Annotated in this window: 9 protein-coding genes and 2 pseudogenes; 7 read left to right on the plus strand and 4 right to left on the minus strand. The window is 45.9% G+C overall.

Annotated features, from left to right (window positions below):
- Nucleotides 1-138: 138 nt before the first annotated feature.
- Nucleotides 139-459, plus strand: a complete 321-nt coding sequence (locus tag JGK16_RS17490; protein ID WP_293185898.1) for a WGxxGxxG family protein — start codon at nucleotides 139-141, stop codon at nucleotides 457-459.
- A 403-nt stretch (nucleotides 460-862) separates the two neighbouring features.
- Here JGK16_RS17490 and JGK16_RS17495 read toward each other — a convergent pair whose 3' ends face one another.
- Nucleotides 863-1,072, minus strand: a complete 210-nt coding sequence (locus JGK16_RS17495; protein WP_293185897.1) for a hypothetical protein — start codon at nucleotides 1,070-1,072, stop codon at nucleotides 863-865.
- Nucleotides 1,073-1,309: 237 nt separating this feature from the next.
- Between JGK16_RS17495 and JGK16_RS32765 the strand changes: the two are divergent.
- Nucleotides 1,310-2,260: pseudogene (locus tag JGK16_RS32765) on the plus strand (ISAzo13 family transposase).
- Here the strand turns inward: JGK16_RS32765 and JGK16_RS17510 are convergent.
- Nucleotides 2,225-2,518, minus strand: a complete 294-nt coding sequence (locus JGK16_RS17510; protein ID WP_293186855.1) for a PAS domain-containing protein — start codon at nucleotides 2,516-2,518, stop codon at nucleotides 2,225-2,227. The pseudogene JGK16_RS32765 and the gene JGK16_RS17510 overlap by 36 nt on opposite strands.
- 61 nt (nucleotides 2,519-2,579) lie before the next feature.
- Here JGK16_RS17510 and JGK16_RS17515 point away from each other — a divergent pair.
- Both JGK16_RS17515 and JGK16_RS17520 read left to right on the plus strand, forming a co-directional pair.
- A pseudogene (locus JGK16_RS17515) lies at nucleotides 2,580-3,107 on the plus strand (creatininase family protein); the annotation flags it as partial.
- A 343-nt stretch (nucleotides 3,108-3,450) separates the two neighbouring features.
- Complete coding sequence (locus JGK16_RS17520) at nucleotides 3,451-4,206, plus strand: DUF561 domain-containing protein (protein WP_293186854.1); 756 nt, start codon at nucleotides 3,451-3,453, stop codon at nucleotides 4,204-4,206.
- Nucleotides 4,207-4,387: 181 nt separating this feature from the next.
- Here JGK16_RS17520 and JGK16_RS17525 read toward each other — a convergent pair whose 3' ends face one another.
- Nucleotides 4,388-5,050, minus strand: coding sequence for a hypothetical protein (locus JGK16_RS17525; protein ID WP_293186853.1), 663 nt, complete (start codon nucleotides 5,048-5,050; stop codon nucleotides 4,388-4,390).
- Nucleotides 5,051-5,134: 84 nt separating this feature from the next.
- Here JGK16_RS17525 and JGK16_RS17530 point away from each other — a divergent pair, with 84 nt between their 5' ends.
- The 3 genes from JGK16_RS17530 (at nucleotide 5,135) to dprA (ending at nucleotide 7,894) form a co-directional block, all read left to right on the plus strand.
- Nucleotides 5,135-5,782: a DUF2301 domain-containing membrane protein gene (locus tag JGK16_RS17530; protein WP_293186852.1), complete on the plus strand. Its 648-nt coding sequence runs from the start codon at nucleotides 5,135-5,137 to the stop codon at nucleotides 5,780-5,782.
- A gap of 158 nt (nucleotides 5,783-5,940) precedes the next feature.
- Complete coding sequence (locus JGK16_RS17535; protein WP_293186851.1) at nucleotides 5,941-6,594, plus strand: YdcF family protein; 654 nt, start codon at nucleotides 5,941-5,943, stop codon at nucleotides 6,592-6,594.
- Nucleotides 6,595-6,742: 148 nt separating this feature from the next.
- Entirely contained in the window at nucleotides 6,743-7,894 is a 1,152-nt protein-coding gene (gene dprA, locus JGK16_RS17540; protein WP_293186850.1) for a DNA-processing protein DprA, read from the plus strand.
- A 283-nt stretch (nucleotides 7,895-8,177) separates the two neighbouring features.
- On the opposite strand, the gene JGK16_RS17545 is transcribed toward dprA, so the two are convergent.
- On the minus strand, nucleotides 8,178-15,722 hold the full coding sequence (locus JGK16_RS17545; protein ID WP_293191510.1) for a DUF4347 domain-containing protein: 7,545 nt from the start codon (nucleotides 15,720-15,722) through the stop codon (nucleotides 8,178-8,180).
- Nucleotides 15,723-16,121 lie beyond the last annotated feature (399 nt).

The following is a 16,121-nucleotide window of genomic DNA, read 5'->3' on the forward strand; positions in this document are numbered from 1 at the left end:
CCACTAAAAATTTGATATCAATCTGTAGTAATAGCTGGAGTTAATCAATCTTTACTGCTACAGGTGGATTTAACTTTGAAAGGCGATCGATATAGTGATGATAGTTAAAGATTTTTGCCAACAGAGAGCATTTGAATTATGAAACGTTCTGACTTATCCAAAGCAATCGGTGCAGGTATTATCGCTGCTGGTCTAGCCATTGTGCCAGCTAACTTGCCTGCTTCGGCTCAGACAAATACAACTCCGGGTACTAACAGCAGAGATACTACCACTACCACTACTACTCCTCGCTCTGGTGTCTACAGTGCTGAGAACGATCGCGATTTTGATTGGGGATGGTTGGGCTTGCTCGGCTTGTCCGGTTTGCTCGGTTTAATGCCCCGCAAACGCGAAGAAAATGTCCGCTATACCACTACAACTGGCGATCGCGATCCAGCAGTTCGTACAGATTACCGCTAATACTAGGGTATAACGGGCTGTGGGCATGATGCAGGGACAGGATGTTTTAACCTGTCCGAATAGCGCCAACAATCATCAAAAAACCTCCATCTGTGAGGTTTTTTTATTGGATACGATCGGCAATCAATTGGTTCGTGGTGAGGACTTTAGTCCTCAGGAATGAGAATTAAATAACTTACAATTTTATGATTCTTGTCCTTTCTTGACGGGCGGGACGCCCATCCCACAAATATGTGTAAATTATTTAATTTTCGCTCCTCAGACCGAGAGAGGACTAAAGTCCTTACTACAAAACTATTTTATTTGTTTCTTCTTCTTCTTCTTCTTCTTCTTTTTCCTTCGCGTTCTTCGCGCCTTTGCGGTTCGTTAAATAAAGATTTTTAGCAGCAAAAAATAGTTTAAATTAAAAAATGTTTTTGCCCGATCGCTCCACGAACACATCCAACATCGCCTGCACCAACTTGTCTGGATCTAAAGGCTTACAAATGTGCCGCTGGAACCCCGCAGTCAGGGCTTGCTGGTAGTCAATTTCTCCAGCATAGGCGGTAAGGGCGATCGCGGGAACCAATCCGCCTTGCTCCGGCGGCAGAGCCCGCACCTGCCGCAGCAACATATAAGGGGCTTGCGATTAAATATAACCCCAGTTATCCTAGAAGAGTAGGAAACAAAAAATCTGACATAAGCGGTTGTTACTTCTGTAATTGGGATGCTAGAAATGATCTTGAGTGAGCCAGTGAAATTAACATTCAAAGATGCGGCAAAAAAACTGACAGGCTATCGCCGTCGAGACTTTATGGCAAAAGTGGCTGAAGACTACTTTAATGCTTGGGCCCGCAAAGTAGAAACATTTATGGGGTGGAACCGAGACAGTGTTCAACTAGGCTTACATGAACGACAAACCGGGTTGATTTGTGTGGATAATTACCGGGCACGAGGGCGACATAAAAGTGAAATTTTGCTGCCCAACTTAGAAGCCGATATTCGTTCTTTAGTAGATCCAGAGTCCCAGGCAGACCCCAAGTTTCAATCGACATTTTTGTATGCCCGGATCACGGCCATGGCGGTACGAGCGGCATTAGTGAGTCAGAAGAACTACGACAGTGAGCAATTACCTTCTCGTCAGACAATTGGCGCGATTTTAAATCGAATGGGGTATCGCCTAAAAAAACACAAAAAACCAAGCCCTTGAAAAAAATTCCCGAAACTGATGCGATTTTTGAGAATGTATTGAAGGAGAATCAAGCCTCCAATCTAGATGTCAAGTCTCTGCGAATATCAATTGATACCAAAGCGAAAGTAAAAATTGGCAACCTGTCACGGGGAGGTAAAGCCAGAACCATCGAACCGAAATCGGCTGACGATCATGATACCGAGTGGCAAGCTGTATTAGTCCCCTTTGGCATTCTTAACACTCAAAGTGATCAACTATCGATTTATATGGGACAGTCCGCTGAAACTACAGATTTTATTGATCAAACGCATCATCGAGTTATCTCAGGCAATTGGCTTAAGAATCCGACTAATTTACTATCCACCATATCATAGTAAGTATAACTCAATTGAACGCTGCTGGGCGGCACTTGAACACTATTGGAATGGTGCTATTTTAGATTCAGTTGAAACTGCCGTACACTGGGCATCTAGCATGACATGGAAAGGAATTAATCCCATTGTAAACTTAATTGAGACAACTTATGAGAAAGGCGTAAAAGTCTTACCTCATGAGTTAAAACAGTATTTGCCCTCATGGCAACGTTCTGAAACTTTACCAAAATGGGATATCACGATTATCCCATTTTGACTGGTATTTTATTTGTCCGCGAGTCCCTAACACGCTCAACCAGCGGATTTTGGCCGTGTCTGCGCGCACGATTCGGTAGTCGATCGAGTAGAGCGATCGCGTTTCCCGAGCCGTTTTGACTGCCTGCAAGACTTGTTTTAAGTCGTCTGGATGCACGAACTTTTTCCACACTGCGATCGTAGTTTCGCCGCCCGGTGTCGGTTCGCAGCCGAAAATCCTGAAATGGTTCGCCGACCAAATTACTCGATTTGTTCGCACGTCTAGATCCCAGCTTGCTATGCCCGAGCCTTTGATGGCGACGCTCAAACGTTCTTCTATGATCGGCGCTCAGACACTTTTAGCCGCAATTGGCGAAATTGCTGACAGTATTTACCGGGCAGGATTTCGGAAATTAGTATTGATGAATGCCCACGGCGGACAGCCGCAGGTAATGGAAATTGCAGTGCGGGATATTCATCAGAAATATCAGGATTTTTCAGTGTTTCCGCTGTTTGTTTGGCGGGTGCCGAATGTGGCGGCCCAATTACTCACGGCGAAAGAGTTAGAATTGGGAATTCACGCGGGAGATGCCGAAACGAGTTTGATGTTGTCAATTTTGCCCGAACAGGTGAAAATGGAGCGAGCAGTTTGCGAGTATCCGAGGGATTTGCCTGCTGACAGTTTGCTGAGTATGGAAGGTAGCTTGCCTTTTGTTTGGCTGACGCGAGAGTTGACTGATAGCGGTGTGTTGGGCGATGCGACGGTGGCGACGAAGGAAAAGGGCGATCGTATTTTGGAATCTCTCTCTGACGGCTGGGTACAAGTTATCAAAGATGTGCACAAGTTTCGACAGCCGGGAAATAATTAAAACAAAACTTACGCATCGGCACCCAGAAACCGGGTTTTTTACCTAATCTGCGGTCTAAAATCCGTCTTTTCGTAAAAAAACCCGGTTTCTAAACAAGGAGTGCGTCATACCAATTTAATGGGTCGTTGCACATATCCCGATCCCCCTAAATCCCCCTTAAGAAGGGGGACTTTGAGTAACTCTTGTCCCCCCCTCCCACCAGGGGGGTTAGGGGGGATCAGATTCTATGCACCCTCATAAAAAATTGGTATCAGTCCTATAAAAATTAAGAATTAAAAATCAAAAATAGTTCTAATTCGTGTCAAAATGAGTCTAACAAATTTTCTGAGTTGGAAGGCTAACTATGAGTGTAACTCCTAAATTGCAGCGCGCATTTGAGCAAGGCCGCGCCCTGAAAATTATCAGCGGTTTAAATAATTTTGATGCGGCTAACGTTGCGGCTGTTGTCAAAGCAGCGGATCTCGGTGGCGCTTCCTTTGTCGATATTGCTTGCGATCGCGATTTGGTATTGATGGCAAAACAGTTGACAAATTTGCCAATTTGTGTGTCGGCTGTGGAACCAGAAAAGTTTGTAGCTGCGGTAGAAGCTGGCGCTGATTTGATTGAAATTGGCAACTTTGATGCTTTCTACGCCGTAGGGCGCCGCTTTGAAGCTGAGGAAGTTTTGGAGTTGACTCGCCAAACGCGATCGCTATTTGGGAACATCACTCTTTCTGTAACAGTTCCCCACATTTTGACACTGGACAAACAAGTACAGTTAGCAACCGAATTAGTCAAAGCTGGCGCTAACATCATCCAAACCGAAGGCGGTACTAGCGCCCAACCAATTCACGCCGGAACTTTGGGATTGATTGAAAAAGCAGCGCCTACTTTGGCCGCAGCCTTTGAAATTTCCCGCGCCGTACAAGTCCCCGTACTCTGCGCTTCGGGCATCTCCAGCGTCACTGCACCGCTGGCTATTGGCGCTGGCGCTGCGGGTGTTGGCGTCGGTTCTGCTGTCAGCCAACTTAACAGCGAAGTGGCGATGATTGCTGCTGTTCGCAGTTTAGTTGAAGCTTTGGCAAAAGTCGAGCGATCGCACTTTGCTACTTCAATCTAATTAAGAAGGAAGAGTTGACAGTTGACAGTTGACAGTTGACAGTTGACAGTTTTCAGAGGGAAGAGGGAAGAAGGAAGAGTTGACAGTTGACAGTTGACAGTTGACAGTTTTCAGAGGGAAGAGGGAAGAGGGGAGAAGGAAGATTTTTCCCCCTCTTCCAATCTCCCAATCTCCCTCTTCCTTAATAATTAATCCACCACACGGCATAATCATGTAATAAATGATTGTTTGGGGGGATATCATCAACTGATTCTAACTCTGCTAAACGCAACATAAACTTTTTGCGATCGCCGACGCGCTGAACTTCCACAAATATGCCGTCTTCCTGAATAGAAAAATCTTCCAACCGATGAATTGTGAATTTATCAGTATAAGAAGGTTGAGTTTTTTTGAGCCTTGCATATTCTTTTTTAGTGCCAAAACCCATAAGATACTCTTCTTCCCATTCAAACTCTTCTATGCCAGTAACATGGCACGGAACTTGAAAATTTTGCTTGAGGTAGTCTAAATATTTGATTGTATTTTTAAGATCGGCATTGATTTTTTTGTTTCCCAGGATTCTTCTAATCTTACTTTCAAATTGACCGCCATTAAATGGGTTGTTTTCATCGAGATCGGCGAAGATTTCTGGCTTGAAGGTGCCTCCTAATTCTGGTAATTCAGCAAGCAAGCGCTGCAAGTCGTTTAGCGGTTTCGGTCTTCTACCTGCTACAATGGTTTCATCAAGCTGAACTAAAGGAAGTTCGGATTCTGAAGGAAGGGATTTGCTTTGATTTGGGCGATCGTCAACTTGAGACTTGTTAACTTTAGGCTGGTTAACTTTAGGTTTGTTAAATTTGGGCATCGCTCGGTCTCGCTGTATCGGTTTATCAATAAAGTATATCTTGGTAGAAGTACATTCGTGTCTGACAAATAGGAGGAAGCTGTGATGCAATTACTGAAATCGCCTGATGAATCGGCAGTCTATCAAGGGCAATTCGGCGAGTTTACGATTACCGAAAGCGATCGCACTGGAGTGTTGATCTACCGCGCCGGATTGGGGGTGGCGGCGCTGTGTTTGGCGGTGGGTGCTACTCTGGTGTTGCAACAGGGCGACAACCCAATGGCAATTCAAGCTGTAACGCCTGTTTTTGCGTGTTTCTGGATAGCTTTAGGCGTTAGTTTGGCAACTATTCACATTTACATGATTGCGCTGCATCGCACGTTACAGATGTTTTGGGCGATCGGCGGCGCGGCAGCACTGTTTGTCGCTTTACAAAGTAGCGAACCTTTGGCTTTGGCGGTGTACGAACATCCAGCGACTTTGTGGGGAATTGGCTTTACTTTTGCTGCCTTGAATGGCATCTTTTTTAAAGAAGCTTTCTGCTTTAACCGCCTAGAAACTAAGTTTTTGACTCCGGGAGTTCCGCTATTACTTTTAGGACATATTTTTGGCTTCTTGACACCGGAAAATGAACAGTTGCTGCTGGGACTTTGGGCGATATTGTTCATCATTTTTGCTGTCCGCAAGTTTTTTCAACCTATCCCCCAGGATATCGGCGATAAGAGCGTTTTTGAGTATCTCAAACACAAATAATTTGGGAATGGGGAATAGGGAATAGGGCATAGGGCATAGGGAATAGGGCATAAGGCAATTTTATAACTTTCTCACTGTCTCACTATTTCCCTCTTCCTGAAACCATTGGTATTGTTGCTTCTTCCTTCTTCCTTCTTCCTTCTTCCTTCTGCTATAAAATGAAAATTCGTCTGATCCGCCGCCGAGAGATGTGGGCAATTACCTGGGAAGGTTGGGTAATTGCGATCGCAGGTTTAATCATTACAATGGTCTTAATTATCACAAATATTCATCCATTTTTGGCGGTAAATGCGCCGATTAAAGCAGATATAGTGGTTGTGGAAGGCTGGTTGCCGGATTATGCAGTCGAAAGTGCGATCGCAGAATTCAACAAAGGCGGATACCGGAAATTGGTGACAACCGGGCTTCCGGTAAGTAAGGGCCACTATCTCGCCCAATATAAAAATTATGCTGAACTGACCGCCGCGACTTGTATTGCGCTAGGATTTGATAAGGACAAAGTGGTAGCTGTACCCGCACCGAATGTTGTGAAACACCGCACTGCTGCTTCTGCGATCGCACTTCGAGATTGGCTAGCTACTTCTGCCCTAAAAGTGGACTCAATCAATCTTTATTCTATTGGCACTCATGCCCGCCGCAGTTGGATGGTTTTCAAAGAAGTGTTGAATCCTGAAATTAAAGTCGGGATTATAGCTGCGGAATCGGAAGATTATAACTCACAAGAATGGTGGAAATCTAGCGCAGGTTTTCGGACTGTGACTGGGGAAATCATTGCTTATATTTATGCCCGTTTTGTCAATTGGAAAGCTTAGGTACGTTGTTGGGCTTCAGCCCTCTTTGTCTATAAATCTAAAGAGGGCTAAAGCCCAACAACGTACCTTTTTTAAGTTGACAGCAATGGATAGTGCTGTTTATACCAAAAATGATAAAATTATTTTCAGATAAATTGAGGGCAAGTCGTTGCTAGAAGAACGCGCTTACTGGTTAGCATGGTCACAGATTAATGGTATAGGGCCGATTTTGTTGCAAAGATTGCACCAACATTTTAATACTTTGGCAGAAGCTTGGATGGCGAAACCAGTAGATTTAATGCGAGTAGAAGGGTTTGGCAAGCAGGTAATTGATACCACTGTACAAGAACGATCTAAACTCAATCCTGAAGAATTTATTGAGAAACATCTTATTAACAATCCCTGTTTCTGGACACCCGCAGATCGGGATTATCCCAGCTTATTATTGGAAATTCCCAGCCCGCCGCCGGTGCTGTATTATCGCGGTTTAGTCGATATCAAAGAGAATCAAGGAATTACGCCGACGGTGGCAATTGTTGGCACTCGCAGTCCTTCGGAATACGGCCGCCGCTGGACTCGTAAAATTAGTGTGGCTTTGGCTAAAAATGGTTTTACTGTTGTTTCGGGATTTGCCGCAGGTATTGATACGGAGGCTCATACAAGCTGTTTGGAGACGGGAGGTCGGACTTTGGCTGTTTTTGGTACTGGGGTTGATATCGTTTATCCTAAGCCAAATGAGCGGTTGTGCGATCGCCTGTTACAGCAGGGATTGGCAATTAGTGAATATCCGGCGGGCACTCAACCGAATAAAACTAATTTTCCGCGCCGAAATCGGATAATTGCTGGCTTGAGCCGCGCTACTATTGTGATAGAAGCTCCGCAGAAGTCGGGGGCGTTAATTACTGCTTATCAAGCGAATGAGTTTTGTCGGGATGTGTATGTTTTGACGGGAAGGTTGGATGATGAGCGATCGTTTGGATGTTTGGAGTTGCTGAGTAAAGGTGCTCATCCGATTCTCCCCAATAGCGATCGACTTTTAAGCGAAGACCGATTGCTAGAAATGCTCGGAGCTATGCCAAAATTGGATAGCGCGCAGCAGTTGTCCTTGTTTCCGGCAAATCCAACCCCTGAAAAGCCAGAGCCGCTATTGGATGGGGAGTTGGCTGTAGTGTTAAAAGCTCTGGGTTCGGGGCCGAATTCTCTTGATACAATTGTGGAGGCTGCGGGATTGGAAGCGGGGACGGTTTCTGGTATTCTTTTGCAGTTGGAATTGTTGGGATTAGTTTCGCAATTGCCGGGTATGCGATATCAGCGCTGTTGATTTGATATGTTAGAAAAATCGGCGGTTGAAACCGCATCTGCACAGACAAAATCCGGCGGTTGAAACCGCGTCTGCACAGACAAAATCCGGCGGTTGAAACCGCGACTATACAAACAATGTCCGCCTCCGCGGACTGAAGAAAAAACGCAATTTTAACCGCCTATTCTTCAACCTGCGGAGGCAGGTTTTGTCTGTATAGACGCGAATTCCATTCGCCCGGTCTTTTTCAACCCGCCTCCGGGGGTTTTGTTTGTATATAGGCGGTTTTAACCGCCGATTTTTGTTAAATCAATCCGAAACTCCCTGCGGTAATACTCCCAGCAGAAACTCCGCTGATAGAAGCTAAAATCTCTCCAGTTTGGGCAAACCGAATTAATGTTACACCGCTATCTTGACTAATCGCCAATTGTGAAGAATTCAGCCCGTTACCCAATACTAAGAAGTCTTTACCAAATTCAAAATCGGTAATAGTATCAGTCCCAGAATTGGTGGAGATTAGGAATTTATCGACTCCCTTTCCTCCAGTCAAAGTATCATTTCCTAAGCCGCCATTGAGTAAATCATCTCCCTTGCCACCAAACAAGATATCATTACCATCATCGCCGTTTAAGATATCAGCACCGCGGCCGCCAAACAAGACATCATTACCGCTAGCGCCGAGCAAAGTATCGCTACCTTTGCCGCCGTAAAGAGTGTCATCTCCAAGGCCTCCGTCTAGGGAATCGTTGCCTCGTCGGCCGTTGATTGCATCATTTCCGGTAGTGCCAGTGAGGATGTCATCGCCATTTGTGCCGTTGATTTGACCAGAATTGCTGCCCAAATCTGCGTCACCGGTGACTATAGGAGTTGCAATCCCAGCAGGCAATGTTACTGCTTGAATTTTGCTATCTAAAGCAGCACCAGTATTGTCAGTAACTAACTGGGAAATTGGCTTGCTTCCGGCACCAACTGCTTTGAAGTCTTGAGTAGTTGCGCCCAAGGATACTTGTTGGACGCGGGCAACGGCTTGGGGAATTGATGTTGCTGTTGGGTTGGTGACGGCGGTATCAATGCGCTGATTTGCTGTTGCCATTACTGTCGCAGCTTGCGAGGTAATAGAGGTGACTTTTTGAATGTTGAAACTGGGGTCAATCTGCTGGATTTTAGCAGCGGATTGCAGAATTATTGGTTCTAAGGCGGCTGGATTGCTGAGGTTTAAGATAGCACCGCCTTGAATTTTATCGCCCATTGAACTGACAACAGCTTTGACAAGATCGCGATCGGCTGCACTGGATGCACCGTCAATCAAAGCGACTGTTTGAGTGATGGTGTTTTGGACTTTCACCATTGCTGCTAAGACTTGGACTCCCCCAGGCTGGTTGTTGTTGGTAGCTAGGATTGGATCTAAGCTAGTCAGGTCAACTTCAGCGGGGAGGGAAAGGGCGGCTTTGACTAAAGATTGGGCGGCTTCGGGTGCAATTCCCTTGTCGATTAAGTCGGCGACTAAGCTAGTTAGGAGTGTGACAACTGTGGAATCTGGTGGTGCGGTGACTGGTGTTTCTAGGGGTAATCCGGTGGCGGTGTCAGTGCCTCCGATCGCAACTAAATTGCCTTCTGATGGGTCGATTTCTCCGTTTTTGTTCGTGTCGAATATCTCGAAGGGGATGTTGAGATCGAATTTGCCGCCTGTATCGGTAATTGTGGATGGTTCGTTGGTGTCTTTGATGCCGTTTTTGTTGGCATCGAGGAAGACAGTTGCACCGGAGATGTAGCCGTCAATTACCCAGCGACCATTTTTTGTTGTCACCTTGAAAGTCTGTTCGCTACTGGCACCGTAAGAGTCTGTAGCGATTAACTTCACCTCGAAGGGTTTCCCATCACTTGGAGGGGTGCCGGTAAATATGATGGTGTTTTCCCAGGGTCTGGATTCAATTCCTAGCCAATTAGTGTTTGGATCACTATTAGATAAAGGACTGCCATCAGGTAGAGTTAACTGGTAGGAAATCTGGTCGCCATAGAGATTGGTATCAGGGTCAATGTATACATCTTTGATGGGTTGGTTAAGCTCAGTGTACCTGCCACTTAAACGAATCTTCTCTTCTGGCGGGCGGTTGTCGATCGTAAAACTGCCTTCTTTGGCAAAAGGCGAACCGGCCCAAGCTGTGTCAATTGCTTGCACGCTCCAGAAATATTTCCCTCGGGGCAAGTTTTTGAGTTGCCATCGGGTGTTTTGATTGACATTCCCCAACCCCACGAGTTGCCGAGTTCCATCGTTCAAAGACATCGGGGAAAGAATCTCTGCGCCCCCTTGCTTAGTGCCAACTCGAAGGTTGTAGCTTAAACCATTAGGAGGAGTTTGAGCATCACTCGCTTTATTCCAGTTGAAGGTAACTTCTGGGCCCGAAGCTGCAGCCGTCAGCCCTGTGGGTGCGGTGGGAGGAGTGTTCGCTTTAGGAGTGTTGTTGCGGAAGATTTTGGTAGAGAAGACATCTCCTGCTGGGTTGTTGAGTTCCTTTATTGAATTACTAGCGACCAGGATATCCAATTTTCCATCCTTGTCGTAGTCTCCCCAAGCTGCATTGGAATAAGCTTGACCACCAGGAGGCGATACGACACTGCCGATTTCTACGCCACTGTCGATAAAGCTATTTTGACCAGTAAAGCTATTTGGGTCAATAAAGCCATTTGGGTCATTTGGGTTAAAAGGTCTGCCTGTGTTGTTGCGATAGACTTTGGTGACTACTTTTTGTGAACTTCCCGCATCTAGCTGAGTCAAAACACTGACATTGACTAGGATATCCAGTTTGCCGTCATTGTCGTAGTCTCCCCAAGGATTTTGAGATAGAGAATTAACCCGACCAGGTATTTTTACACCTATGTCATCAAATCTGTTTGGCTCCCTGGTACTGGTTGCGTTGCAGAAGACTTTGGTGATGGACTGCGATTGCTGGAATGAACTATCGGAACCACTGACTAGGATATCCAGTTTGCCATCATTGTCGTAGTCTCCCCAAGCGATTTGATCAACGTTACTAAAACCAGGAAATATTACGCCAGTGTCTGTAAAACCATTAAAAAAACCATTAAAAACGGAATTGGAATTGCCCGAGTTGCGGTAGAGTTTGGCAGTTGTTCTGCCGCTGGAATCCGGCACATTGAGCAGAACATCAAGTTTACCGTCGTTGTCATAGTCGCCCCAAGCAGCGAAACCTCTACTGGATGGTAGTCCAGTCGTGCTCTGTTGCTCAAAGCTAAAGTTGTCTTGACCGTTGACAGAGCCGGAGTTGCGATAGAGCTTGTTATTATCATCCCGCCAACTATCGTTGGCTGTTTGCAAGATATCCAGACGACCATCATTGTTATAATCTGCCGAAGTCACGTAGGAACGGAACCCGTAAACATCAGGTAGCGTTGCTCTCTTGGCAAAGTTGTTGCTGTAGATGTCTCTGCTTTCATTGTTGCTGCCACGATTCTGGCCGACCGAGAAATCCAGGCGCCCATCATTGTTGTAATCTCCCCATGCTGAGAAATCACCTGACAAGTCTATTCGATTACTTTCGCTAAAGCCATATTCGCTAGACCTTTGATTGTTGTTATCGAGGAGTTCGGTGTTTTTGTAGATTTGGTTGTTTCCGAGGATATCCAGTTTGCCGTCATTGTTATAGTCTCCCCAGATAGCTGAGTACAAGCGCTTCGGAGAAATCGGAACGTTCGTGTCGATGAACCGTGACTCAGCATCCAAAATTTCCACGGTGGCAAAGCTTGGAGTGCCAATACTGGCATTAAAAGCATTATTAGCGATCCGAAACGCGATTTCTTCTGTTCCCTCAGCTATACCATCCGGTAAGATGTCAATTGTGAAAGTTTTGCTATTTTCGCCTGGGTTAAAGATGAGAAAAGGAGGGGTATTGGGGATGGAGGAAAAGTTCCAATCTGTTCTGAAAGTCGCTGAACCTGTAGGAGGTTCTAAGAACACCGTGGAACTGCTGTTTAGATCCCCTAGAGTTCCAGTGCGAGTGAGAGTAATTTGTGCCTGAACAATTCCTGTGAAACTTTCATTGACTTTGTAAGTAGCTTGGGAAAAACTTACCGTGGGAATACCCAAAGGCCGATCGCCAGTTATCGGTAATCCCAAGATAGTTTCATTAGATCTCGGTATGACGATCGGTCTGTTTGTGCCACCTGTTCCTGTAGTGACTGGCGGATTGACGACTACTGGATCGACCACGACTACTGGATCGACGACTACTGGTGGCTTTGGCTCGACGACGACTACTGGATCGACGACTACTGGTGGCTTTGGCTCGACGACGACTACTGGATCGACGACTACTGGTGGCTTTGGCTCGACGACGACTATCGGATCGACGACTACTGGTGGCTTTGGTGCAATGTCGTTATCCGTAATCGCCACAACCACCCCACCAACCACAATCCCGTTATACTTAACATCACCGCTAGTCACACTGTGAGTGATATTCCCGCTGTGCGCCCCTTCCACGATCGCATCATCAACAGCTTTCACCGTAACTGGTTGAGATACATTCCAATTAACGGATGTGAAAGTGATAGGCGCGATCGGCTCAATCTGACTACCTGTGGTGAGAGTGAGAGTGACAGGGGCGATCGGCTGCGATTTCAGCACCGCAGTGTAACTGCCATTAGCCCCGCCTTCTGTAGCAGTTGTTTCGGCAACACTAATAGAAACACCAGCCGTATCATTGTCCTTATTGGTAATACCAACATCCGATACATCTTTGTTGCTGTAATTCGGATCTGTACTAACAGTAGCCGCCGTGATAACTTTGTAGTCAATATCGCCGTCAACAATACTATCGTCTACCCCAGTTACTGTCACCGGTTGCGCTGTATCCCAGTTAGCCGGAGTGAAAGTTAAACTATTAGTCGAAACACTTCCCTCTGCCACATTAGAACTGTTCAAACCAATAATTACATTAGCCGTTGGTTTAGTATTCAGCACCACCGAAAAGTTAGCCTTGCTGCCATCTTCGCCCGTAGTTAATCCCGCCGTCGGATTCACCGTAATTCCCGGAGTTTCATTGTCACTGTTGGTGACGGTGACATCATCAGGCTTGAGATTGTTGTAATTAAGATCGGTGCTGACAGCCGCCGCCGTGATAATTTTGTAAACTACATTTCCATCAGCTACCAAATCGTCAACGCCAGTCACCGTTACTGTTTGCGGTTGATTGTAGTTGGCGGGAGTGAAAGTTAAGCTATTAGTCGAAACAGTTCCTTCGGCAACATTGGAACTGCTTAAGCCGAAAGTAACGTTAGCACTCGGTTGAGAATTGAGTTTGACTGTGAAAGTAGCTTTACCGCCGAGTTCAGTCGTAGTTAATCCGGTAATTGGATTAACAGTAACGCCAACTTTGTCATCATTGGCGATCGTTGTGGTGGCGGTAGCAGTGGTAATTGTTGGTGTTACGCCCGGGCCTGCGGGACTTGATAGGGTGACGATAATTGTTTCGTCGGGTTCAACGATGGTGTCGCCTAACACATCGAGAGTAATAGTTTTCGATGTTTCACCGGCTGTAAAATTAATCGTGCCTGCGATACCCGTTGCCGCAGAAGTGCCACCGATATTGTTGTAATCGCTGACGTTGGTAGCAGTTCCGGCGATCGCATAATTGACGCTACTTGCCCCGCCAGTGCTACCGCTGCGAGTCACAGTAAAAGTTAGAGGTTTTGTGCCGTTATCGCCTTCAGGAATGCTCGCAATCCCCGCAGCAACCGCATAGGAAACAGTACCGTTAGCAGCAATAGTTAGTGTTGTTTGTTTGGTTGTACCCCCAACGCCACCGGTGATTGTGCCAAAGTTGAGAATTGCGGTTTCGGCGTTTTCTGCGATGTTGTCGGGTTTGATCGTAAGTGCAATATTCTTGGTGAGTGCCGCACCTGTTGCACCTGCGGGGAATGTAATCGATGTCGGGGCGATAGTGTAGTCTGAATTTTGGGTTGCTGTGCTGCTGGGGTCGATCGCAATTGGTACAGTTACATCGCCCAAGGGAGTGCCGCCACTGATGGTGACGGGAATATTAACTACTGTGTCTGTTGTTCCTTCTGTACCGCTGTAAGTTGCCGCACCGAAATTAACTGTGTTTGGTGTATTTAGCAGGATTGAAACATTGTTAGAACCTCCGTTTGTTACCATTACTGCCAAGTCGGGTAGGGAATCGTTGTTAAAATCGTTTACTGTTACCCTCCCAGGGTTTTGCCCTATCAATGCAAAGTCGATCGGCGAACTAAATCCTCCAGTGCCATTTCCCAGTAAAATTGATAGGTTGGTAGCGCCAGAGTTCGATACGGCTAAATCGAGTTTGCCGTCGCCGTTTAAATCTGCCGCTGTGACGGAATTGGACTTTGTTCCGGCTGTGAAATTAGTGGTGGTACTAAAACCTCCAGTGCCATTCCCTAAGAGAATTGAGACGTTGTTAGAACCGTTGTTGGCTGTTGCTATATCGAGGTTGCCATCTACGTTAAAGTCGGCCACAATAATGGAATTGGGAAATTGCCCCGTACTAAAGTTAGTGGCGCTACTAAAACCGCCAGTGCCATTTCCTAAGAGAATTGAGACATTATTAGAAAGACTGTTCCCGACTGCTAAGTCAAGAAAGTTATCGGCGTTAAAGTTTCCCACAGCAACTGAAGCGGGAATTCCTCCGACACCGAAGCTGGTGGCAGGGGCAAAGCCACCAGTGCCATTCCCTAACAAAATTGAGACGCTTCCACCACCTTGAGGGTTACCATTTACCACAGCCAAATCGGGGAAGGTGTCGGCATTAAAGTTACCAATAGCAATAGATAGGGGAGTGTTCCCTACATTTGAGTTTATGGGCGCACCAAAGCCACCAGTGCCGTTTCCCTGCCTAATTGAGACAGTGCCAGAAAAGACTGGATTTGCTGTTGCTAAGTCTAATATTGTGTCGGCATTAAAGTTGCCAAGTCTTGACGGGCCTCCGCTAAAGCTGATGGGCTGTTTAAAACTGCCATTTCCATTGGCTAAGAAAACTCCGCCACCTACTACTAAGTCGAAGATACCGTCACCGTTATAATCTACTGAAGGAACAAACGGATCTGATGTCATTGGAAAATTAGTCGCATTACCAAAACTGGATAGGATATGACTGTAATTTGCGATCGCATCTTCCCGAAATACCAGCGGTGTGTTAATTTCTCCGGTTGTTGCTTCGAGTTCCCAGTCGCCGCCTTTTGCCGCGCTTCCCGTGAGGTTTTTGGAAGCTGCAACATTGGTATTTGTGAGTTGGGCGATGCGCTGGATGAATGCGAAACCATCTATTTCTAAATCTACATCTAAATCTCTCGCTTGTTCCCCGGTACCGCCGGGGAATGAATTCCCCGTCTCATAGCGCAAGTCATCTAAAGATGACTGAATAAATGAATTATTCCCAGTCGGTTTCAACCGACTTTCGCTATGAGACGGGGATTTAAATCCCCGGCGGACTTTCGGACAAACGCGAGGCCCAGATGCCACATTGCAACCGTAAATCAGAATATCCGCACTGTCTGTAAAAGCACTCCGCCACTGCTGCAATTGTTCCGAATAAGCTTCCAAATTATCTGCATTCAAGCTACCATCGCCCACTTGCAGGCTACCCGGAGCACCGTGAGAAACGATGTGAATGCTGTCAATATTGGTACGAAGGGCTAAGATTTGAGTAATTTGTGCGATCGCATCCTCGTTCCCATCTAACACCACAACTTCCGTACCCGGTGTTACCCCAGCCACCAAACTTTGATAATCTTGTACTCTTGTGTCGATAAAGGCGATCGCCCTTACAGAAACTGGAAAATTTAAATTTGACATAATACACCTATTTGGGGTTAAAAAAAGACAACAATTCCCCTGTTTCGTAACTTGCGTGCGAAACTGTCTATCAATTTTGATTTACACAGACACGGGATTTCTGCGTAAAAATTCGGTTATTTCTCATCTGTTGTAGCTACCATAACAGTTTTTTTATCCGAGCTATATAAAGTTTTCTTTAAAAAGATCTGGTTAATTAAACTACCGATAAAGAGCGACAAAATACTTAAGTACAATTACTGCGATGAATGCGAGCTGCATACACCACAAATATTTTTGAAACATAAGTGCTATTGTACTGAGAATTTAAACGTGGTAATTAATACATAAGTTAGGTAAGTAAAGTTATGTGCAATGAAAAAACAGGTTCGTAGTGAGGACTTCAGTCCGCACCCATTC

This window comes from Microcoleus sp. PH2017_09_SFU_O_A, assembly GCF_020738625.1.
Taxonomy (GTDB): domain Bacteria; phylum Cyanobacteriota; class Cyanobacteriia; order Cyanobacteriales; family Microcoleaceae; genus Microcoleus.